Annotated in this window: 11 protein-coding genes; 7 read left to right on the forward strand and 4 right to left on the reverse strand. The window is 70.6% G+C overall.

Features of this window, described 5'->3' with window-relative positions; genetic code table 11:
- Positions 1-960, reverse strand: a 960-nt coding sequence (locus GA0115254_RS34220) for a PucR family transcriptional regulator ligand-binding domain-containing protein (protein WP_256102918.1), incomplete at its 3' end; no start/stop codon positions are given.
- A 121-nt stretch (positions 961-1,081) separates the two neighbouring features.
- Here GA0115254_RS34220 and GA0115254_RS34225 point away from each other — a divergent pair.
- The 3 genes from GA0115254_RS34225 to GA0115254_RS34235 all read left to right on the forward strand — a co-directional run bounded on the left by GA0115254_RS34225 (position 1,082) and on the right by GA0115254_RS34235 (position 5,365).
- Complete coding sequence (locus tag GA0115254_RS34225; RefSeq protein ID WP_093899153.1) at positions 1,082-2,548, forward strand: sodium:solute symporter family protein; 1,467 nt, start codon at positions 1,082-1,084, stop codon at positions 2,546-2,548.
- 166 nt (positions 2,549-2,714) lie between these two features.
- Positions 2,715-3,683 carry an agmatinase gene (speB, locus tag GA0115254_RS34230; protein WP_093899154.1) on the forward strand — a complete coding sequence of 323 codons (969 nt, stop codon included), beginning with the start codon at positions 2,715-2,717 and terminating at the stop codon, positions 3,681-3,683.
- Entirely contained in the window at positions 3,680-5,365 is a 1,686-nt protein-coding gene (locus tag GA0115254_RS34235) for a thiamine pyrophosphate-binding protein (RefSeq protein WP_093899155.1), read from the forward strand. The genes speB and GA0115254_RS34235 overlap by 4 nt, the downstream gene beginning before the upstream one ends.
- Before the next feature lie 66 nt (positions 5,366-5,431).
- On the opposite strand, the gene GA0115254_RS34240 is transcribed toward GA0115254_RS34235, so the two are convergent.
- On the reverse strand, positions 5,432-5,806 hold the full coding sequence (locus tag GA0115254_RS34240) for a hypothetical protein (RefSeq protein ID WP_093899156.1): 375 nt from the start codon (positions 5,804-5,806) through the stop codon (positions 5,432-5,434).
- A gap of 168 nt (positions 5,807-5,974) precedes the next feature.
- On the opposite strand from GA0115254_RS34240, the gene GA0115254_RS34245 reads away from it, so the two are divergent.
- Positions 5,975-6,940, forward strand: coding sequence for a serine hydrolase (locus GA0115254_RS34245; protein ID WP_093899157.1), 966 nt, complete (start codon positions 5,975-5,977; stop codon positions 6,938-6,940).
- A gap of 145 nt (positions 6,941-7,085) precedes the next feature.
- Positions 7,086-10,841 (forward strand): ABC transporter ATP-binding protein, encoded by a 3,756-nt coding sequence (locus GA0115254_RS34250; RefSeq protein WP_093899158.1) that lies wholly within the window; start codon positions 7,086-7,088, stop codon positions 10,839-10,841.
- 21 nt (positions 10,842-10,862) lie between these two features.
- Here GA0115254_RS34250 and GA0115254_RS34255 read toward each other — a convergent pair whose 3' ends face one another.
- Complete coding sequence (locus GA0115254_RS34255) at positions 10,863-11,360, reverse strand: hypothetical protein (RefSeq protein WP_093899159.1); 498 nt, start codon at positions 11,358-11,360, stop codon at positions 10,863-10,865.
- Positions 11,361-11,598: 238 nt separating this feature from the next.
- On the opposite strand from GA0115254_RS34255, the gene GA0115254_RS34260 reads away from it, so the two are divergent.
- Entirely contained in the window at positions 11,599-11,970 is a 372-nt protein-coding gene (locus GA0115254_RS34260) for a hypothetical protein (protein ID WP_093899160.1), read from the forward strand.
- Positions 11,971-12,069: 99 nt separating this feature from the next.
- Positions 12,070-13,539: a S28 family serine protease gene (locus GA0115254_RS34265; RefSeq protein WP_093899161.1), complete on the forward strand. Its 1,470-nt coding sequence runs from the start codon at positions 12,070-12,072 to the stop codon at positions 13,537-13,539.
- Between the two features lie 89 nt (positions 13,540-13,628).
- Here the strand turns inward: GA0115254_RS34265 and GA0115254_RS34270 are convergent, their stop codons facing one another.
- A complete protein-coding gene (locus GA0115254_RS34270) occupies positions 13,629-15,494 on the reverse strand; it encodes a glycoside hydrolase family 3 protein (protein ID WP_093899162.1) in 1,866 nt (621 codons plus the stop codon).
- Between the last annotated feature and the right edge of the window lie 31 nt (positions 15,495-15,525).

The raw sequence follows: 15,525 nt of genomic DNA on the forward strand, positions 1-15,525 counted from the left end.
GCCGCTGCGGCGTGCGTGCACCACCGTCCACTGCTCGGTGCCGCCGAGCAGCGGCGCGACGTCCTGCGGGTCCGCGCCCAGCAGCATCCGTACCAGCGCGGCCGACCGGCCCGCCGCGTCGGCGCCCTGGTGCGGGGCGGCCAGCAGGGAGAGCAGGACGACCGCGACCCCGGCGATGGTGTGGTCGCCCGCCGCGCGCCGGTCGCTCGCCAGCGCCAGGACGAGGCCCTGGCCGCCGCCCAGCGCGTACGCGGACAGGTGTGCCTCTCGCAAGGTGTCGGTCGCGGACGTCGGGGCGGGGCGCGTCACGGAGGAGACCACCCGGGTGAGCCGGGTCAGTGCCGCCCCGATGTCGGGGGCCGGACGGCGGCCCGCCGCGTGCAGCTCCTCGCCGTCGGCGGAGAGCAGCACCGCCCGGCCCTCCAGCTGGGCCGCCAGCTGGTGCAGCACCGCGGGGATCGGGTCCGGCCTCGCCGCCGCCGTGGCCAGGGCCTGCTGGGCCCGGGTCACCCGGCGCAGTTCGCGGTGCCGGGCCTCGGCCATCAGCCGCCACACCGCCCGCGCGATCGCCGTGAACGGGACCTCGGGCGGCACCTCCACCAGCGGCAGGCCATGCCGGTCGCACGCCTCGATCAGCGCCTGCGGCACCGTGTCGAACACCGGCGTCACCCCGAAACCGAGTGCCGCCGCCCCCGCCTCCACCAGCCGGGCCACATAGGCGTCCGGGTCCTTGAGCAGCACCCCGGCGCTCAGCAGCAGCTCACCGCCGAGCAGATACGGGTACGGGTCGGCCATCTCCGAGGTGTGCACCCACAACAGGTCGGCCTCGGCCGGACCCGCGATCCGGTGCAGCCCGAGCTCCTCACGGGCGAGCAGTTCCGTGAGCGGGATCGGCGGCGTGGGGGGAGCGGGGAGGGGAGGGGGACTGGGCGGGGCGACCCCGGCCGAGGCTTCCGGCATGGACGATCCATCCATCGAGGATTTCAATTATGGATGAAACGTACACTTCAGCGTCGCTTGCGGGCCACCTACCGTCTTCACCACATACGACGTGCGCATATGACTGAAACGGAGGAAGCCCATGGCTGTCGACTACGCGGTGATCATCGTCTATCTGGCCGGCATGCTCGCCATGGGCTGGTGGGGCATGCGCCGCGCCAAGTCCAAGAGCGAATTCCTGGTGGCGGGTCGTCGCCTCGGCCCCTGGATGTACTCCGGCACGATGGCCGCCATCGTCCTCGGCGGAGCCTCCACCATCGGCGGCGTCGGCCTCGGGTACCAGTACGGACTCTCCGGCGCCTGGATGGTCTTCACCATCGGCCTCGGACTGCTCGCCCTGTCCGTCTTCTTCTCGGCGCGCATCGCCCGGCTGAAGGTCTACACCGTCTCCGAGATGCTCGACCTGCGCTACGGCGGCCGGGCCGGGCTCATCTCCGGTGTCGTCATGTGGGCGTACACGCTGATGCTCGCGGTCACTTCGACCATCGCCTACGCCACCATCTTCGACGTCCTGTTCGACATGAACCGGACTGTCGCGATCATCCTCGGCGGCGCCATCGTCGTCGCGTACTCGACGCTCGGCGGCATGTGGTCGATCACGCTCACCGACATGGTGCAGTTCGTCGTCAAGACCATCGGTGTGCTGCTGCTCCTGCTTCCCATCGCGGTGATCAAGGCGGGCGGCTTCAGCGAGATGAAGGCCAAGCTGCCCACCGAGTACTTCGACCCGCTGGGCATCGGCGGCGAGACGATCTTCACGTACGTGCTGATCTACACCTTCGGCATGCTGATCGGCCAGGACATCTGGCAGCGGGTGTTCACCGCGAAGAGCGACCGGACGGCGCGCTGGGGCGGCACGGTCGCCGGTACGTACTGTCTCGTGTACGCGATCGCCGGCGCCGTCATCGGCACCGCCGCCAAGGTCATGTACCCGAAGCTGCCCAGCGCGGACGCCGCGTTCGCCACCATCGTCAAGGACGAACTGCCCGTCGGCGTACGAGGGCTGGTCCTGGCCGCCGCACTGGCCGCGGTGATGTCCACCTCCTCCGGTGCGCTGATCGCCTGTGCCACCGTCGCCAACAACGACATCTGGTCCCGACTGCGGGGCGTGGTGTCGCGGGGCGGCGGCGAGGAGCACGACGAGGTGAAGGGCAACCGGGCCTTCATCCTCATCATGGGTGTCGCCGTCATCGCCATCGCCATCGCGCTCAACAACGTGGTCGAGGCCCTGACCGTCGCGTACAACCTGCTCGTCGGCGGGCTGCTGGTGCCGATCCTGGGCGGTCTGCTGTGGCGCCGGGGCACGGCGGCCGGTGCGCTGGCCTCGGTGGCCGTCGGTGGCCTCGCGGTGATCGGCCTGATGGCGTCGTACGGAATCCTCGCCAACGAACCGGTCTACTACGGCCTGCTGTCCTCGCTCGTGGTGTACGTGATCGTCTCGCTGGCCACGAAGCCGACCGACGCGGCAGTGCTTACCGCTTGGCGCGAGCGGCTGGCGGGGAAGGGCTCCGAGCCCACGGAGTCTGCCCCGGACCCGGTCACCGTCTAATACCTGTCCTCAATCGCCGGACGGGCTTGATTTTCTGGCCCGTCCGGCGATTGAGGACGTAACCCGTTGCGGTGGGCCCGCACTCCACCGCACCCAGCACACTGAATACCGTATGAACGCCCACGAAGCGTGTACCACTCGTATCGCCCGAAGAAAGGCACCCCCCATGAGCAGCAACGAATCGCCGCGCGGTCCGATCGACTCCTCCCGCGTCCCGCGGTACGCCGGACCCGCGACGTTCGCCCGGCTGCCCCGCCTCGACGAGGTCACCGCCGCCGATGTCGCCGTCGTCGGCGTGCCCTTCGACACGGGGGTCTCCTACCGTCCCGGTGCCCGCTTCGGCGGCAACGCGATCCGTGAGGCGTCGCGCCTGCTGCGCCCGTACAACCCGGCGCAGGACGCCTCGCCGTTCGCCCTCGCGCAGGTCGCCGACGCCGGCGACATCGCCGCGAACCCGTTCAACATCAACGAGGCCGTCGAGACGATCGAGGCCGCCGCCGACGACCTCCTGTCCACCGGCGCCCGCCTGATGACGCTCGGCGGCGACCACACCATCGCGCTGCCGCTGCTGCGTTCCGTCGCGAAGAAGCACGGCCCGGTCGCCCTGCTCCACTTCGACGCACACCTCGACACCTGGGACACCTACTTCGGTGCCGAGTACACCCACGGAACCCCGTTCCGCCGGGCCGTCGAGGAGGGCATCCTCGACACCTCCGCCCTCTCCCACGTCGGCACCCGCGGCCCGCTCTACGGCAAGCAGGACCTGGACGACGACGCGAAGATGGGCTTCGGCATCGTCACCTCCGCCGACGTCATGCGCCGCGGTGTCGACGAGGTCGCCGACCAGCTGCGCCAGCGCATCGGCGACCGGCCGCTCTACATCTCCATCGACATCGACGTCCTGGACCCGGCTCACGCCCCCGGCACCGGCACCCCCGAGGCCGGCGGTCTGACCTCCCGCGAACTCCTGGAGATCGTCCGCGGGCTGTCCTCCTGCAACCTGGTCTCCGCCGACCTGGTCGAGGTCGCCCCCGCGTACGACCACGCCGAGATCACCTCCGTCGCCGCCTCCCACACCGCGTACGAACTGACGACGATCATGTCCCGCCAGATCGCAGAGGCCCGTACGAAGTGAGCCACGACCACCACGACGAGCGCCCGCGGCTCACCCCCGAGCAGATCGCGGCCGCCCTGAACCCCCCTGCCGGACGCAACGGCGGCGACCTCGTCGTCGAGACCCTCCAGGGCCTCGGCGCGACCACCGTCTTCGGCCTGCCCGGCCAGCACGCGCTGGGCATGTTCGACGCGCTGCGCCGCTCCTCCCTCGCGTACGTCGGGCTGCGCGTCGAGAACAACGCCGGCTTCGCCGCCGACGCGTACGGCCGGATCACCGGGGAAGTGGCGCCTCTGCTGCTCTCCACCGGGCCGGGTGCCCTCACCTCCCTCGCCGCGCTCCAGGAGGCGGCGGCGGCCTCCGCTCCCGTGCTGGCCATCTCCAGCCAGATCCCGACCGCGGGTCTGGGCGGCGGACGCCACGGCTACCTGCACGAACTGAGGGACCAGAAGGCGTCGTTCCGCGACGTCGTGAAGTCGGTCCACACCGTCCGTACGGCCTCCCAGATCCCGTCGGCGATCGCCGACGCCTGGGAGTCCGCGCTCACGGCCCCGCACGGCCCGGTCTGGGTCGAGATCCCGCAGGACGTACTCCTCGCCGAGACCACGCTCCCCGTCGTCACGGCGATGGACGCCACCCCGTCCGTCCTGCACCCCCGCCCCGAACTGACCGCCGTGGCTGCGCACCTGCTGTCGAAGGCCGAGCGCCCGGCGATCATCGCGGGCGGCGGAGTCGTACGGTCCGACGCTTCCGGCAAGCTGCTCGCGCTCGCGGAGAAGCTCGACGCCCCGGTCGTCACCACCTTCGGCGGCAAGGGCGCCTTCCCGTGGGAGCACCCGCTCTCGCTCCAGTCCTGGCTGGAGGACCGCCACACGACGGACTTCCTGGAGTCCGCCGACGTGCTGCTGGTCATCGGCTCCGGACTCGGTGAACTCTCCTCGAACTACCACACGTTCGCCCCGCGCGGTCGCGTCATCCAGATCGAGGCCGACGCCGGCAAGCTGGAGTCCAACCACCCCGCACTCGGCATCCACGCCGACGCCCGCGAAGCCCTGGCCGACCTCCTCGACGCGGTCGACCGCCGCGAGGACCCGTCGGCGCCGGACCGGGTCCGTACGGTGCTCGAAGCGGTACGGGACAGGATCGCAGGCCAGGAACTCACCCTGGAGCAGCAGCTCATCGCCTCGGTCCGCCAGGCGCTGCCCGACACGTCCCCGAGCTTCTGGGACATGACGATCCTCGCCTACTGGGCGTGGTCAGCCTTCGACGCCCGCCACCCGAACACCATGCACTCGGCCCAGGGCGCGGGCGGTCTCGGCTACGGCTTCCCGGCCGCGCTCGGCGCGGCGGCGGCCGACCGTACGAAGCCGGTCCTGGCGGTCTCCGGCGACGGCGGCGCGATGTACTCGATCGCGGAACTGGCCACGGCCCGCCAGTACGACCTCCCGGTCACCTGGCTGATCGTCGACGACGGCGGCTACGGCATCCTGCGCGAATACATGACGGGCGCCTTCGGCGAGGCCACGGCGACGGAACTCTCCCGCCCCGACTTCGTCGCCCTCGCCGAGTCCTTCGGCGTCCCGGCGGTCCGTACGACCCCCGAGTCGCTCGCCGGCGACCTGGCGAAGTCCTTCGCGGAGCCGGGTCCTTCGGTGGTCGTGCTTCCGGCCCTGCTGAGGATGTTCGAGCCGACGCATCTGTGACGCATCCGTAGGGCGCCGGCCCGCTGCCCACCCGTGTGCCCGGTCGTCCCGGACACACGGGTGGGCTCATTTCTTCGGCGGGTGTTCCTTCGCGATGAGTGCCGCTTGATCCTCCAGGCCCCGGTGGAAATCCAGCCGCTCGTCGTCCTCGAGTCTGCTGGGCACGTCCTTGGCCGGCGGCAGGAAGTCGGGGATCGACCGGAAGACCGGGTCGGCCGCCGCCCCTTGGCCGCGTATCCGCGCCTGTACCAAGTAGTGGCCGACCTCTCGCAGAGGGTCTCTGAGAATGGGCTCCGGCCGCGCCGCGGCCCTCGCCACGCTCTCCGGTCGTCCCAGTTTGTGGTGCTCGTTCTGCGCGAGCCTCTGCAGCGCCGCGATCGCCGCGTAGAGCCGGCCGCAGCGGTACGCCTCAGCGTGCCGGACCGGCTGACCGCTCGTCATGCGTTCCCCCTCGTCACCGTGCCTGACTGCACCGGGTCATCGATACCCGCGCGCAACCGGTGAGGAACCGCACAGTTCGCGGCGCGCAACTTTTTGGCCGGTCGCGAGTCGTTACTGACGGGTGTGCCGGGGGCGCACCGTACGGATCCACTCAGGGGGACGCACCGCATGAAAGAACAGCCTCGTATATTCCGCCGTGCGCGGGGCGCGCTGTCCGTCGCGCTCGCCGCAGGCGTGCTCGCACCCGTGGCGCTCGGCGCCTCGCCCGCCGTCGCCGCGACGCCGACGGTGAGCTGCACATCCGGTAAGGCAGGGCTGGCCGCCAAGCTGTCCAAGGACATCACCGCCGCACTCAAGGGCCGGACGTCGACGACGGCCGTGGCGCTCTACGACCGGACCACCAAGACGACGTGCTCCTTGCGGGCGACGACGAAGTACGACTCCGCCAGCGTCGTGAAGGCGACCGTGCTGGCGACGCTGCTCTGGGACAACAAGAAGCACAACCGCTATCTCACCCAGCGCGAGATCAACCTCACCACCGCCATGATCACCAAGTCCGACAACGACGCGACCACCAGCCTGTGGAAGCAGCTCGGGGTGACCAAGGTCAAGGCGTTCCTGAAGGCCGCCGGGATGACGCACACCGTGCCCGGCTCCGGCGGCTACTGGGGGCTGACCCAGATCACCGCCCAGGACGAGCAGCGGCTGCTGACCCTGCTGACCACCAAGAACTCCGTGCTGAGCGACAACGCGCGCTCCTACGAGCTGGGCCTGATGCGCAAGGTGGTCTCCTCGCAGCGCTGGGGCACGCCCGCCGGTGCGCCGTCCGGCGTGACCGTCCAGGTCAAGAACGGCTGGCTGCCGCGCGCCACCCACGGCTGGCGGGTGCACAGCATCGGCGCCTTCACGGGCAAGGGGCACGACTACGCGATCACCGTGCTCACCCAGGACAACAAGACGATGAACGACGGCATCAACACCATTCAGGCCGTCGCCCGCGCCGTGCACAAGGACCTCAACCCGGCCGTCGCCACCAAGTCCACCGTCGCCCCGCCCGCCGCCCCGCAGGAAGCGGTGCCCGCGGTACCGGAGGCACCGGCGGTACGGATGCTCACCGCGACGCCGCGGTCGTAGCCGGGCAGCGGACGGCGTACGCAGGTCGTAGGCAGGACGTCGCACCGGCCTACGACCACGGACCCGTCTTTTGTAACAGCGGGATGAAATCCGCTGCCCACCGCGTTGGTGCCTTGCGGTAGACCAGGTCGAACGGGAGGCACCGGTGACGGACGCAGGGGACGCAGAGGGCGCGGCGCAGGCCCCGGGCTGGGCTCGGCGGCTGATCGGCTACGCATGGCGCTACCGGCGCAATGTGCTGCTGGCGCTCGGCTCGTCGCTGGCCGGCATGGCGGTGATGGCCCTCGTCCCGCTGATCACCAAGGTGATCATCGACGACGTCGTCGGCGACCACACGCGTTCCCTGGCCGTGTGGACCGGACTCCTCGTGGTCGCCGCCGTGCTGGTGTACATGTCCACGTACATCCGCCGCTACTACGGCGGCCGGCTCGCCCTCGACGTACAGCACGACCTGCGTACCGAGATGTACGGGACGATCACCCGCCTGGACGGGAAGCGGCAGGACGAGCTGTCCACCGGACAGGTCGTCGGGCGCGCCACCAGCGACCTCCAGCTGATCCAGGGGCTCCTGTTCATGCTCCCGATGACCATCGGGAACGTGCTGCTCTTCATCATCTCCCTGGTGATCATGGCGTGGCTCTCGCCGCTGCTCACCCTGATCGCGATCGCGGTCGCCCCCGCCCTCTGGTTCATCGCCCGCCACTCCCGCGCCCGGCTCTTCCCCGCCACCTGGTACGCCCAGGGGCAGGCCGCCGCCGTCGCCGGAGTCGTCGACGGGGCCGTCTCCGGGGTCCGGGTCGTCAAGGGGTTCGGGCAGGAGGAGCAGGAGACCGGCAAGCTGCGCGAGGTCGGGCGCAGGCTCTTCGCCGGACGGCTGCGGACCATCCGGCTGAACTCCCGTTACACTCCCGCCCTCCAGGCCGTCCCCGCGCTCGGGCAGGTCGCGATGCTGGCCCTCGGCGGCTGGCTCGCCACCCGGGGCGAGATCACCCTCGGCACGTTCGTCGCGTTCTCCAGCTACCTCGCCCAGCTCGTCGGCCCGGTCCGGATGCTCGCCATGGTCCTCACCGTCGGGCAGCAGGCCCGGGCAGGCGTCGAGCGCGTACTGGAACTGATCGACACCGAGCCGACCATGAAGGACGGCACCAAGGAACTCCCGGCCGACGCCCCCGCGAGCGTCGAGTTCGACGACGTACGGTTCGGCTACGACGAGGAGCGCCCCGTCCTCGACGGCTTCTCGCTGACCATCGAGCCCGGTGAGACCGTCGCCGTCGTCGGCGCGTCCGGCAGCGGGAAGTCCACCGTCTCGCTGCTGCTGCCCCGCTTCTACGACGTGACGCACGGCGCCGTCCTGGTCGGCGGGCACGACGTCCGCGAACTGACCCAGCAGTCCCTGCGCGCCGCCATCGGTCTCGTGCCGGAGGACAGCTTCCTGTTCTCCGACACCGTCCGTGCCAACATCGCCTACGGATTCCCGGACGCCACCCAGGAACAGATCGAGGAAGCGGCCCGCGCCGCCCAGGCCGACCGGTTCATCGCGGAGCTGCCCGAGGGCTACGACACCAAGGTCGGCGAGCACGGACTCACCCTCTCCGGCGGCCAGCGCCAGCGCGTCGCGCTCGCCCGCGCCATCCTCACCGACCCCCGCCTGCTCCTCCTCGACGACGCCACCTCCGCTGTCGACGCCCGCGTCGAGCACGAGATCCACGAGGCGCTGCGGCAGGTGATGGCAGGGCGGACGACCCTCCTGATCGCCCACCGCCGCTCCACCCTCGGCCTCGCCGACCGGATCGCCGTCCTGGAGCACGGCAGGCTCGCCGACATCGGCACGCACGAGGAGCTGGAGCGCCGCTCCGCGCTCTACCGGCGGCTGCTCACCGACCCGGACGAGCTGGGCGGCACCTCACCCGGACACCAGCGGCCGACCACCGCCGCCGACACGACCCCCGAGGACGACCGGGCGCTCCAGGAAGAACTGGACGCCGAGTTCGACGCCGAGCAAGGCATCAGTCCCCACCTGTGGATCCGCAAGGAGGAGCCGCGCGACACCGGTGCGGCGGGCATGCCCGCGACGCCCGAGCTGCTCGCCCAGGTCGAGGCCCTGCCGCCCGCCACCGACACACCCGACATCGACGAGGCGCGGGCCGTCCACGCCGAGGAGTCGTACGGGCTGCGCAGGCTGCTGCGCGGCTTCGGTCTGCCGCTCCTGGTGAGCCTGGCGCTGGTGGCGGTGGACGCGGGCGCCGGACTCCTGCTGCCCGTACTGATCCGGCACGGCATCGACCAGGGTGTCTCACAGCTCGCCCTCGGTGCCGTCTGGGCGGCTTCCGCGCTGGCCCTGGTGGTCGTGCTCGTGCAGTGGGCGGCCCAGATCGGCGAGACCCGGATGACGGGCCGCACCGGTGAGCGGGTGCTGTACTCACTGCGGCTGAAGATCTTCGCGCAGCTCCAGCGGCTCGGCCTGGACTACTACGAACGCGAGCTGACCGGTCGCATCATGACCCGGATGACGACGGACGTGGACGCGCTGTCGACGTTCCTGCAGACCGGTCTGGTCACGGCTTTCGTCTCCGTCGTCACCTTCTTCGGCATCATGGTCGCGCTGCTGGTGCTCGACGTGGAGCTGGCCCTCGTCGTCTTCGCGACGCTGCCGGTGCTGGTCATCGGTACGTTCTTCTTCCGCCGCAAGAGCGTCAAGGCGTACGAGCTGGCCCGGGAACGCATCAGCGTCGTCAACGCCGACCTCCAGGAGTCCGTCTCCGGGCTGCGGATCGTGCAGGCGTTCCGCCGCGAGCGCGACGGCGCGGACCGGTTCGCGGGGCGCAGCGACCACTACCGCGAGGCCAGGGTCCGCGGTCAGTGGCTGATATCGGTCTACTTCCCGTTCGTGCAGCTCCTGTCGTCGGTGGCCGCGGCGGCCGTACTGATCGTGGGCGCGGGCCGGGTGGACAACGGCACGCTCACCACCGGTGCACTGGTCGCGTACCTCCTCTACATCGACCTGTTCTTCGCCCCGGTGCAGCAGCTCTCGCAGGTCTTCGACGGGTACCAGCAGGCCACCGTCTCCCTCGGCCGTATCCAGGAACTCCTGCGGGAGCCGACCTCCACCGACGCCCCGGACGAACCGCTGGACGTGCTGTCGCTGCGCGGCGAGATCGCCTTCGAGGACGTGTCCTTCGCATACGGCTCCGGCGACGGCGCCGAGGAAGCCCTCATCGGTGTCGACCTGCGGATACCGGCCGGTCAGACGGTCGCGTTCGTCGGCGAGACCGGCGCCGGGAAGTCCACCCTCGTCAAGCTCGTCGCCCGGTTCTACGACCCGACGGGCGGCCGGGTCACGGCGGACGGCACCGATCTGCGCCGCCTCGACCTCACCGCGTACCGGCACCGGCTCGGAGTCGTACCGCAGGAGGCCTACCTCTTCGCCGGTACGGTCCGCGACGCCATCGCGTACGGGCGGCCCGAGGCCACGGACGCCGAGGTGGAGGCGGCGGCGCGGTCGGTCGGCGCCCACGACATGATCGCCACCCTGGACGGTGGCTATCTGCACGAGGTCGCCGAGCGGGGCCGTAACCTCTCGGCCGGTCAGCGCCAGCTGATCGCTCTCGCCCGCGCCGAACTCGTCGACCCGGACGTCCTGCTGCTCGACGAGGCGACCGCCTCCCTCGACCTGGCCAGCGAAGCCCTGGTCAACCAGGCGACCGACCGGCTCACCGGCCGCCGCACCACCCTCGTCGTCGCCCACCGGCTGACGACCGCCGCCCGCGCCGACCGGGTCGTGGTGATGGACCACGGCCGGGTCGTCGAGGACGGCACGCACGAGGAACTCCTCGCCCGGGAAGGGCACTACGCCGTGCTGTGGCGCACCTTCATAGGGGAGGACGAGCCCGCAGGGGTGTGAGAGCCGGGCCCGTCCACCGGTTCACTTGCCGATGCCGGAGATCTTGCCGGTCTGCAGGTCCGACCGCACGGTCAGATACGAGTACGTGGGGTGCTTGCCGTTGCTCCAGGTGAGCCGCACCTTGGACCAGGTGTGGCCCGCGCCGCTGTCGCCGGAGGTGATCCGGAAGGCGAGCGGGGTGTTCTGGGCGCGGAGCACACCGTCCGCGTGGTTGCGCTCCTCCCACGTTTTCAGCTGGGTGCGCAGGTGGGGCGTCAGGTAGAACGACCTGAGGGCGGTGGCGAGCTTGCCGCCTCCCTCCACCGTGACGGCATCGATGTAGGCGGCGTAGAAGTGGGCAACCTGCTGGAAGGCCGGGGTGCCGGCGTCGCTGCGTACCGGCGCCGCTGCCACCGGGGCCTGCGGGGCGGCCGCGGCGGCCGGGACCGCGGCGACGACGGTGAGGAGAGCGGTGGCGAGCAGCGTCCGGCCGATGGTGCGCCGGCCGCGGGGGCTCTGTGAGTCAAGGAGTTGGAGCATGGCAGTTCCTGCCTTTCGTATGGCTCTGCCCTGTTGGAGCCATGCTGTGGCGATTTGGTTGCTCCGGAGGCGGAGCACGCCGGGTGCAACCTCCGGATGGCCTCCTGCGTCGTACGCACGTACGCGTAAGTGCCGAGCAAGGGCGTAAATGTTCGATCGGACGATGGGGCTGCTGGTGATCAGAGGGACCGGAAAGGCCGGAGGGGTCGGCGGGGACGGAAGCGGCCGGGGGTGCCGGATGCTTGCGCGCCTGTTCGTCCTGCCGCTGGTGGCCGCCGTCGGTCTGGTGCTCGGCGGCAGTGCGGCGAGCAGCGCCGACGCCGCAACGGCCTGCGCCGGGCGGCCCGCGAAGACGGTCGAGTTCAAGACCGGCGAGCTGCGCGTCTACAAGAGCCGCTCCTACGCCTGCGCGGTCGCGGTCGCGAAGAAGCCGGGCCCGCGCCGCACGATGTCCGTGCGCATCCAGGCGCGCGGCGGCAGCCCCGTCGTCGACAACGGCAGATACACCCGGCAGGCGGGCCCGGTGACCGTCCACGCGCTGAACCGATGTGTCCGGGCCTCGGCCACGATCTCGGGAAAGTCCGGCTCCACGGACTGGATTCTCTGCTGACGGCGGCGGCTCGTCGCCGCTCCGTGCCAACAGGGTCTGGCGGTGCAGGTGTTGCCCCGCTAGGTTCACGACGTCTGTTGTGAATCATGGGGAGGGTGTATGCGCAAGGCGCTCAGAGGGTTTCTGTCGCTCGCGGTGCTCATCGGCACGGTGAGTGCGACGGGTGCCTCGGCCGGGGCGGCCACCGCCGCGGAACCGGCCGCGTTCCCGAGCACGGCCGGCAGTGACAGCGGCACGAGCACGGACATCAAGGACCGCATCCTGGCCATCCCGGGAATGAGTCTCATCGAGGAGAAGCCGTACGCGGGCTACCGCTACTTCGTCCTCGGGTACACCCAGCCGATCGATCACCGGCATCCGTCCAAGGGCACGTTCCAGCAGCGGATCACCCTGCTGCACAAGGACACGTCCCGCCCGACGGTCTTCTACACCAGCGGCTACAACGTCTCCACGAACCCCAGCCGCTCCGAGCCGACCCGGATCATCGACGGCAACCAGGTCTCCCTGGAGTATCGGTTCTTCACCCCGTCCCGCCCGGCGCCCGCCGACTGGTCCAAGCTCGACATCTGGCAGGCCGCCAGTGACCAGCACCGCGTCTTCACCGCGCTGAAGCAGATCTACACCAAGAACTGGCTGACCACCGGCGGCTCCAAGGGCGGCATGACCGCCACGTACTTCGAGCGCTTCTACCCCGAGGACATGGACGGCGTCGTCGCGTATGTCGCGCCCAACGACGTGGTCAACAAGGAGGACTCGGCGTACGACCAGTTCTTCGAGAACGTCGGCACCAAGGAGTGCCGCGACAAGCTGAACGGGGTGCAGCGCGAGGCGCTGATCCGCCGCGAACCGCTGGAGAAGAAGTACGAGGAGTACGCCGCCGAGAACGGCTACACCTTCAACACCACCGGCTCGCTCGACAAGGCGTACGAAGCCGTCGTCATGGACTACGTCTGGGCGTTCTGGCAGTACAGCCTGCTGTCCGACTGCGACACCATCCCGGCCGACGCCAAGACCGCCCCCGACCAGGCGATCTGGGACTCGATCGACTCGATCTCCGGCTTCTCCGCCTACGCCGACCAGGGCCTGGAGAGGTACACCCCGTACTACTACCAGGCGGGCACCCAGCTCGGCTCGCCGGACATCGAGCAGCCGTGGCTCGGCAAGCTGAGCCGGTACGGATACCAGCCGCCGCGCACCTTCGTGCCGCGCTCCATCCCGATGAAGTTCCAGCCGTCGGTGATGCGCGATGTCGACAGCTGGGTGAAGCACCACGCCAACCACATGCTGTACGTGTACGGGCAGAACGACCCGTGGGGCGCGGAGCGCTTCCGGCTCGGTGCGGGCGCCCGTGACAGCTATGTCATGACCGTGGCCGGCGGCAACCACGGCTCCAACGTGGCCGGGCTCGCCGACGACGACAAGGCGAAGGCCACCGCGGCCATCCTGCGCTGGGCGGGCGTCGCCCCGGCCGCCGTGCAGGACGACCCGGCGAAGGCGAAGCCGCTCGCGAAGTTCGACGAACGGCTCGACAAGCGGGACGTGATGAACGAGCGCGGGCTGCGGCCGTAAGCAGTCCTCGCGAAGGGGGCCTCGTGAAGCGGTCCTCGTGCGAAGGAAGGGGCTGTGCGTGTGCACAGCCCCTTCCCGGTTCCCGGTAGTCAGTACGTCAGCCCGTAACCGACCGGGTGCAGCACCTGCGCCGGATCGTCCGCGCGCTGCACCGGTACCGGCAGGGTGCCCTCCGGTTCGGCGCGGCCCGCGATCACCCGGGCGGCGGCCCGCAGTTCGACATCGGTCCAGGAGTACGTGGCCAGGTTCGCCGCGAACCCGGTCCCGGACAGCTGGGCGATGTCGTACGGATTGCGGATCGCGACCGTGATCACCGGGATGCCGGTCGCCGCCAGCGCGCTCACCAGGGTGCGCTGCGAGCTGGTCGCCGAGACGTTGTACGTCCCCACGATCACCGCGTCCTTGCCCTGTGCGGCCGCCACCGCCTCGGCGATCTTCGCCTTGGTGGGGGCGGTGCCGGTGGACAGCGCGGTCGCCGCGTAGCCGAGTTCGCCGAAGGCGGTGGCCAGGGTCGTGGTCGGCGGTCCGGTGGTGCCGGACGGGGAGGCGGGGTCGGCGCCGACCACGAGGAGGTTCTTGTGGGAGCGGCGGGAGAGCGGCAGCACCGCGCCGTCGTTGGCGAGCAGGGTGGTCGTGCGCTCGGCGATCCGGTCGGCGGCGGCGAGATGGGCCCGCGTCCCGACGGTGCGGTCCACTCCCTTGTGGCTGACGAACGGGTCGTCGAACAGTCCGAGCTTCGTCTTCAGCCGCAGGATGCGCAGGATCGATTCCTCGATCCTGGCCTCGCTGATCTCACCGCTCTTCACGGCCTCCAGGACGGCGTTCCAGGAGACGCCGAGGTTCGGCGGGTTGAGCAGCTGGTCGACGCCCGCCTGAAGCGCGAGGACCGGCACGCGCTCGTCGCCGTACTTGGTCCGTACGCCCTCCATGCCGAGCGAGTCGGTGACCACGACACCGTCGTAGCCGAGCTCCTCGCGCAGGATGCCGGTGAGGATCGGGCGGGACAGCGTCGCCGGGTCCTCCGCGGGGTCCAGCGCCGGGACCACGATGTGTGCGGTCATGATCGAGTCGATGCCCGCGGCGATCGCGGCCCGGAACGGCGGCTCGTCCAGCTGTGCCCACTGCTCCCGGGTGTGGCGGATGACGGGCAGACCGGTGTGGCTGTCGGTGCTGGTGTCGCCGTGGCCCGGGAAGTGCTTGGCCGTCGAGGCGATCCCGCTGCTCTGATACCCCTTCACCTGCGCGGCGACCATCCCGGCCACGGACTGCGGGTCGGAGCCGAAGGAGCGCACGCCGATGACCGGGTTGGCCGGGTTGACGTTGACGTCGGCGTCCGGGGCGTAGTTCTGGTTGATGCCGATCGCGGCCAGTTCGGCGCCCGCGATCTGCCCGGCCTTGCGGGCATCGGAGCGTGAACCGCCCGCGCCCAGCGCCATCGCGCCCGGCATCAGGGTGGCGGGCTCGCCGACGCGGCAGACGATGCCGTGCTCCTGGTCGGTGGAGACGAGGAGCGGCAGAGGGGTGGGGCCGGCGAGGCCGGCGCGCTGGATGCCGTTGGAGAGGTCGGCGATCTGGTGCGGGTCGCGGGTGTTGTGCGCCCAGGCGAAGTAGATGATCCCGCCGACGTGGTACTTGGCGATCATCTCGGCGGCGGTACGGACCCCGATCTCCGCCATGTTGGCGTCGATGTCGGCCTGGTCGGGCTCGGTGGCGGAGTGCCCGTACACCCGCATCACGAAGAGCTGCCCGACCTTCTCCTCCAGGGTCATCCGGGAGATGAGCCGCTTGAGGCGCTCGGTGGTGGCGGCTGAGGTGTGGTGCCCGCCGCTGTTCCCGCTGCTCGCGGACCTCTGGGCGGCGACGGCGCCGGGGGCGACGACCCCGCCCGCGACGGCAGCTGCGGCGGTCGCGGCGGTGGCGGTGAGAAGGGTGCGTCTGGAGGTGCGGTGGTGCACGTGAGCTCCTTCGGCCGTGCTCGGGGACGAG

This window comes from Streptomyces sp. Ncost-T10-10d (assembly GCF_900091955.1).
Taxonomy (GTDB): domain Bacteria; phylum Actinomycetota; class Actinomycetes; order Streptomycetales; family Streptomycetaceae; genus Streptomyces.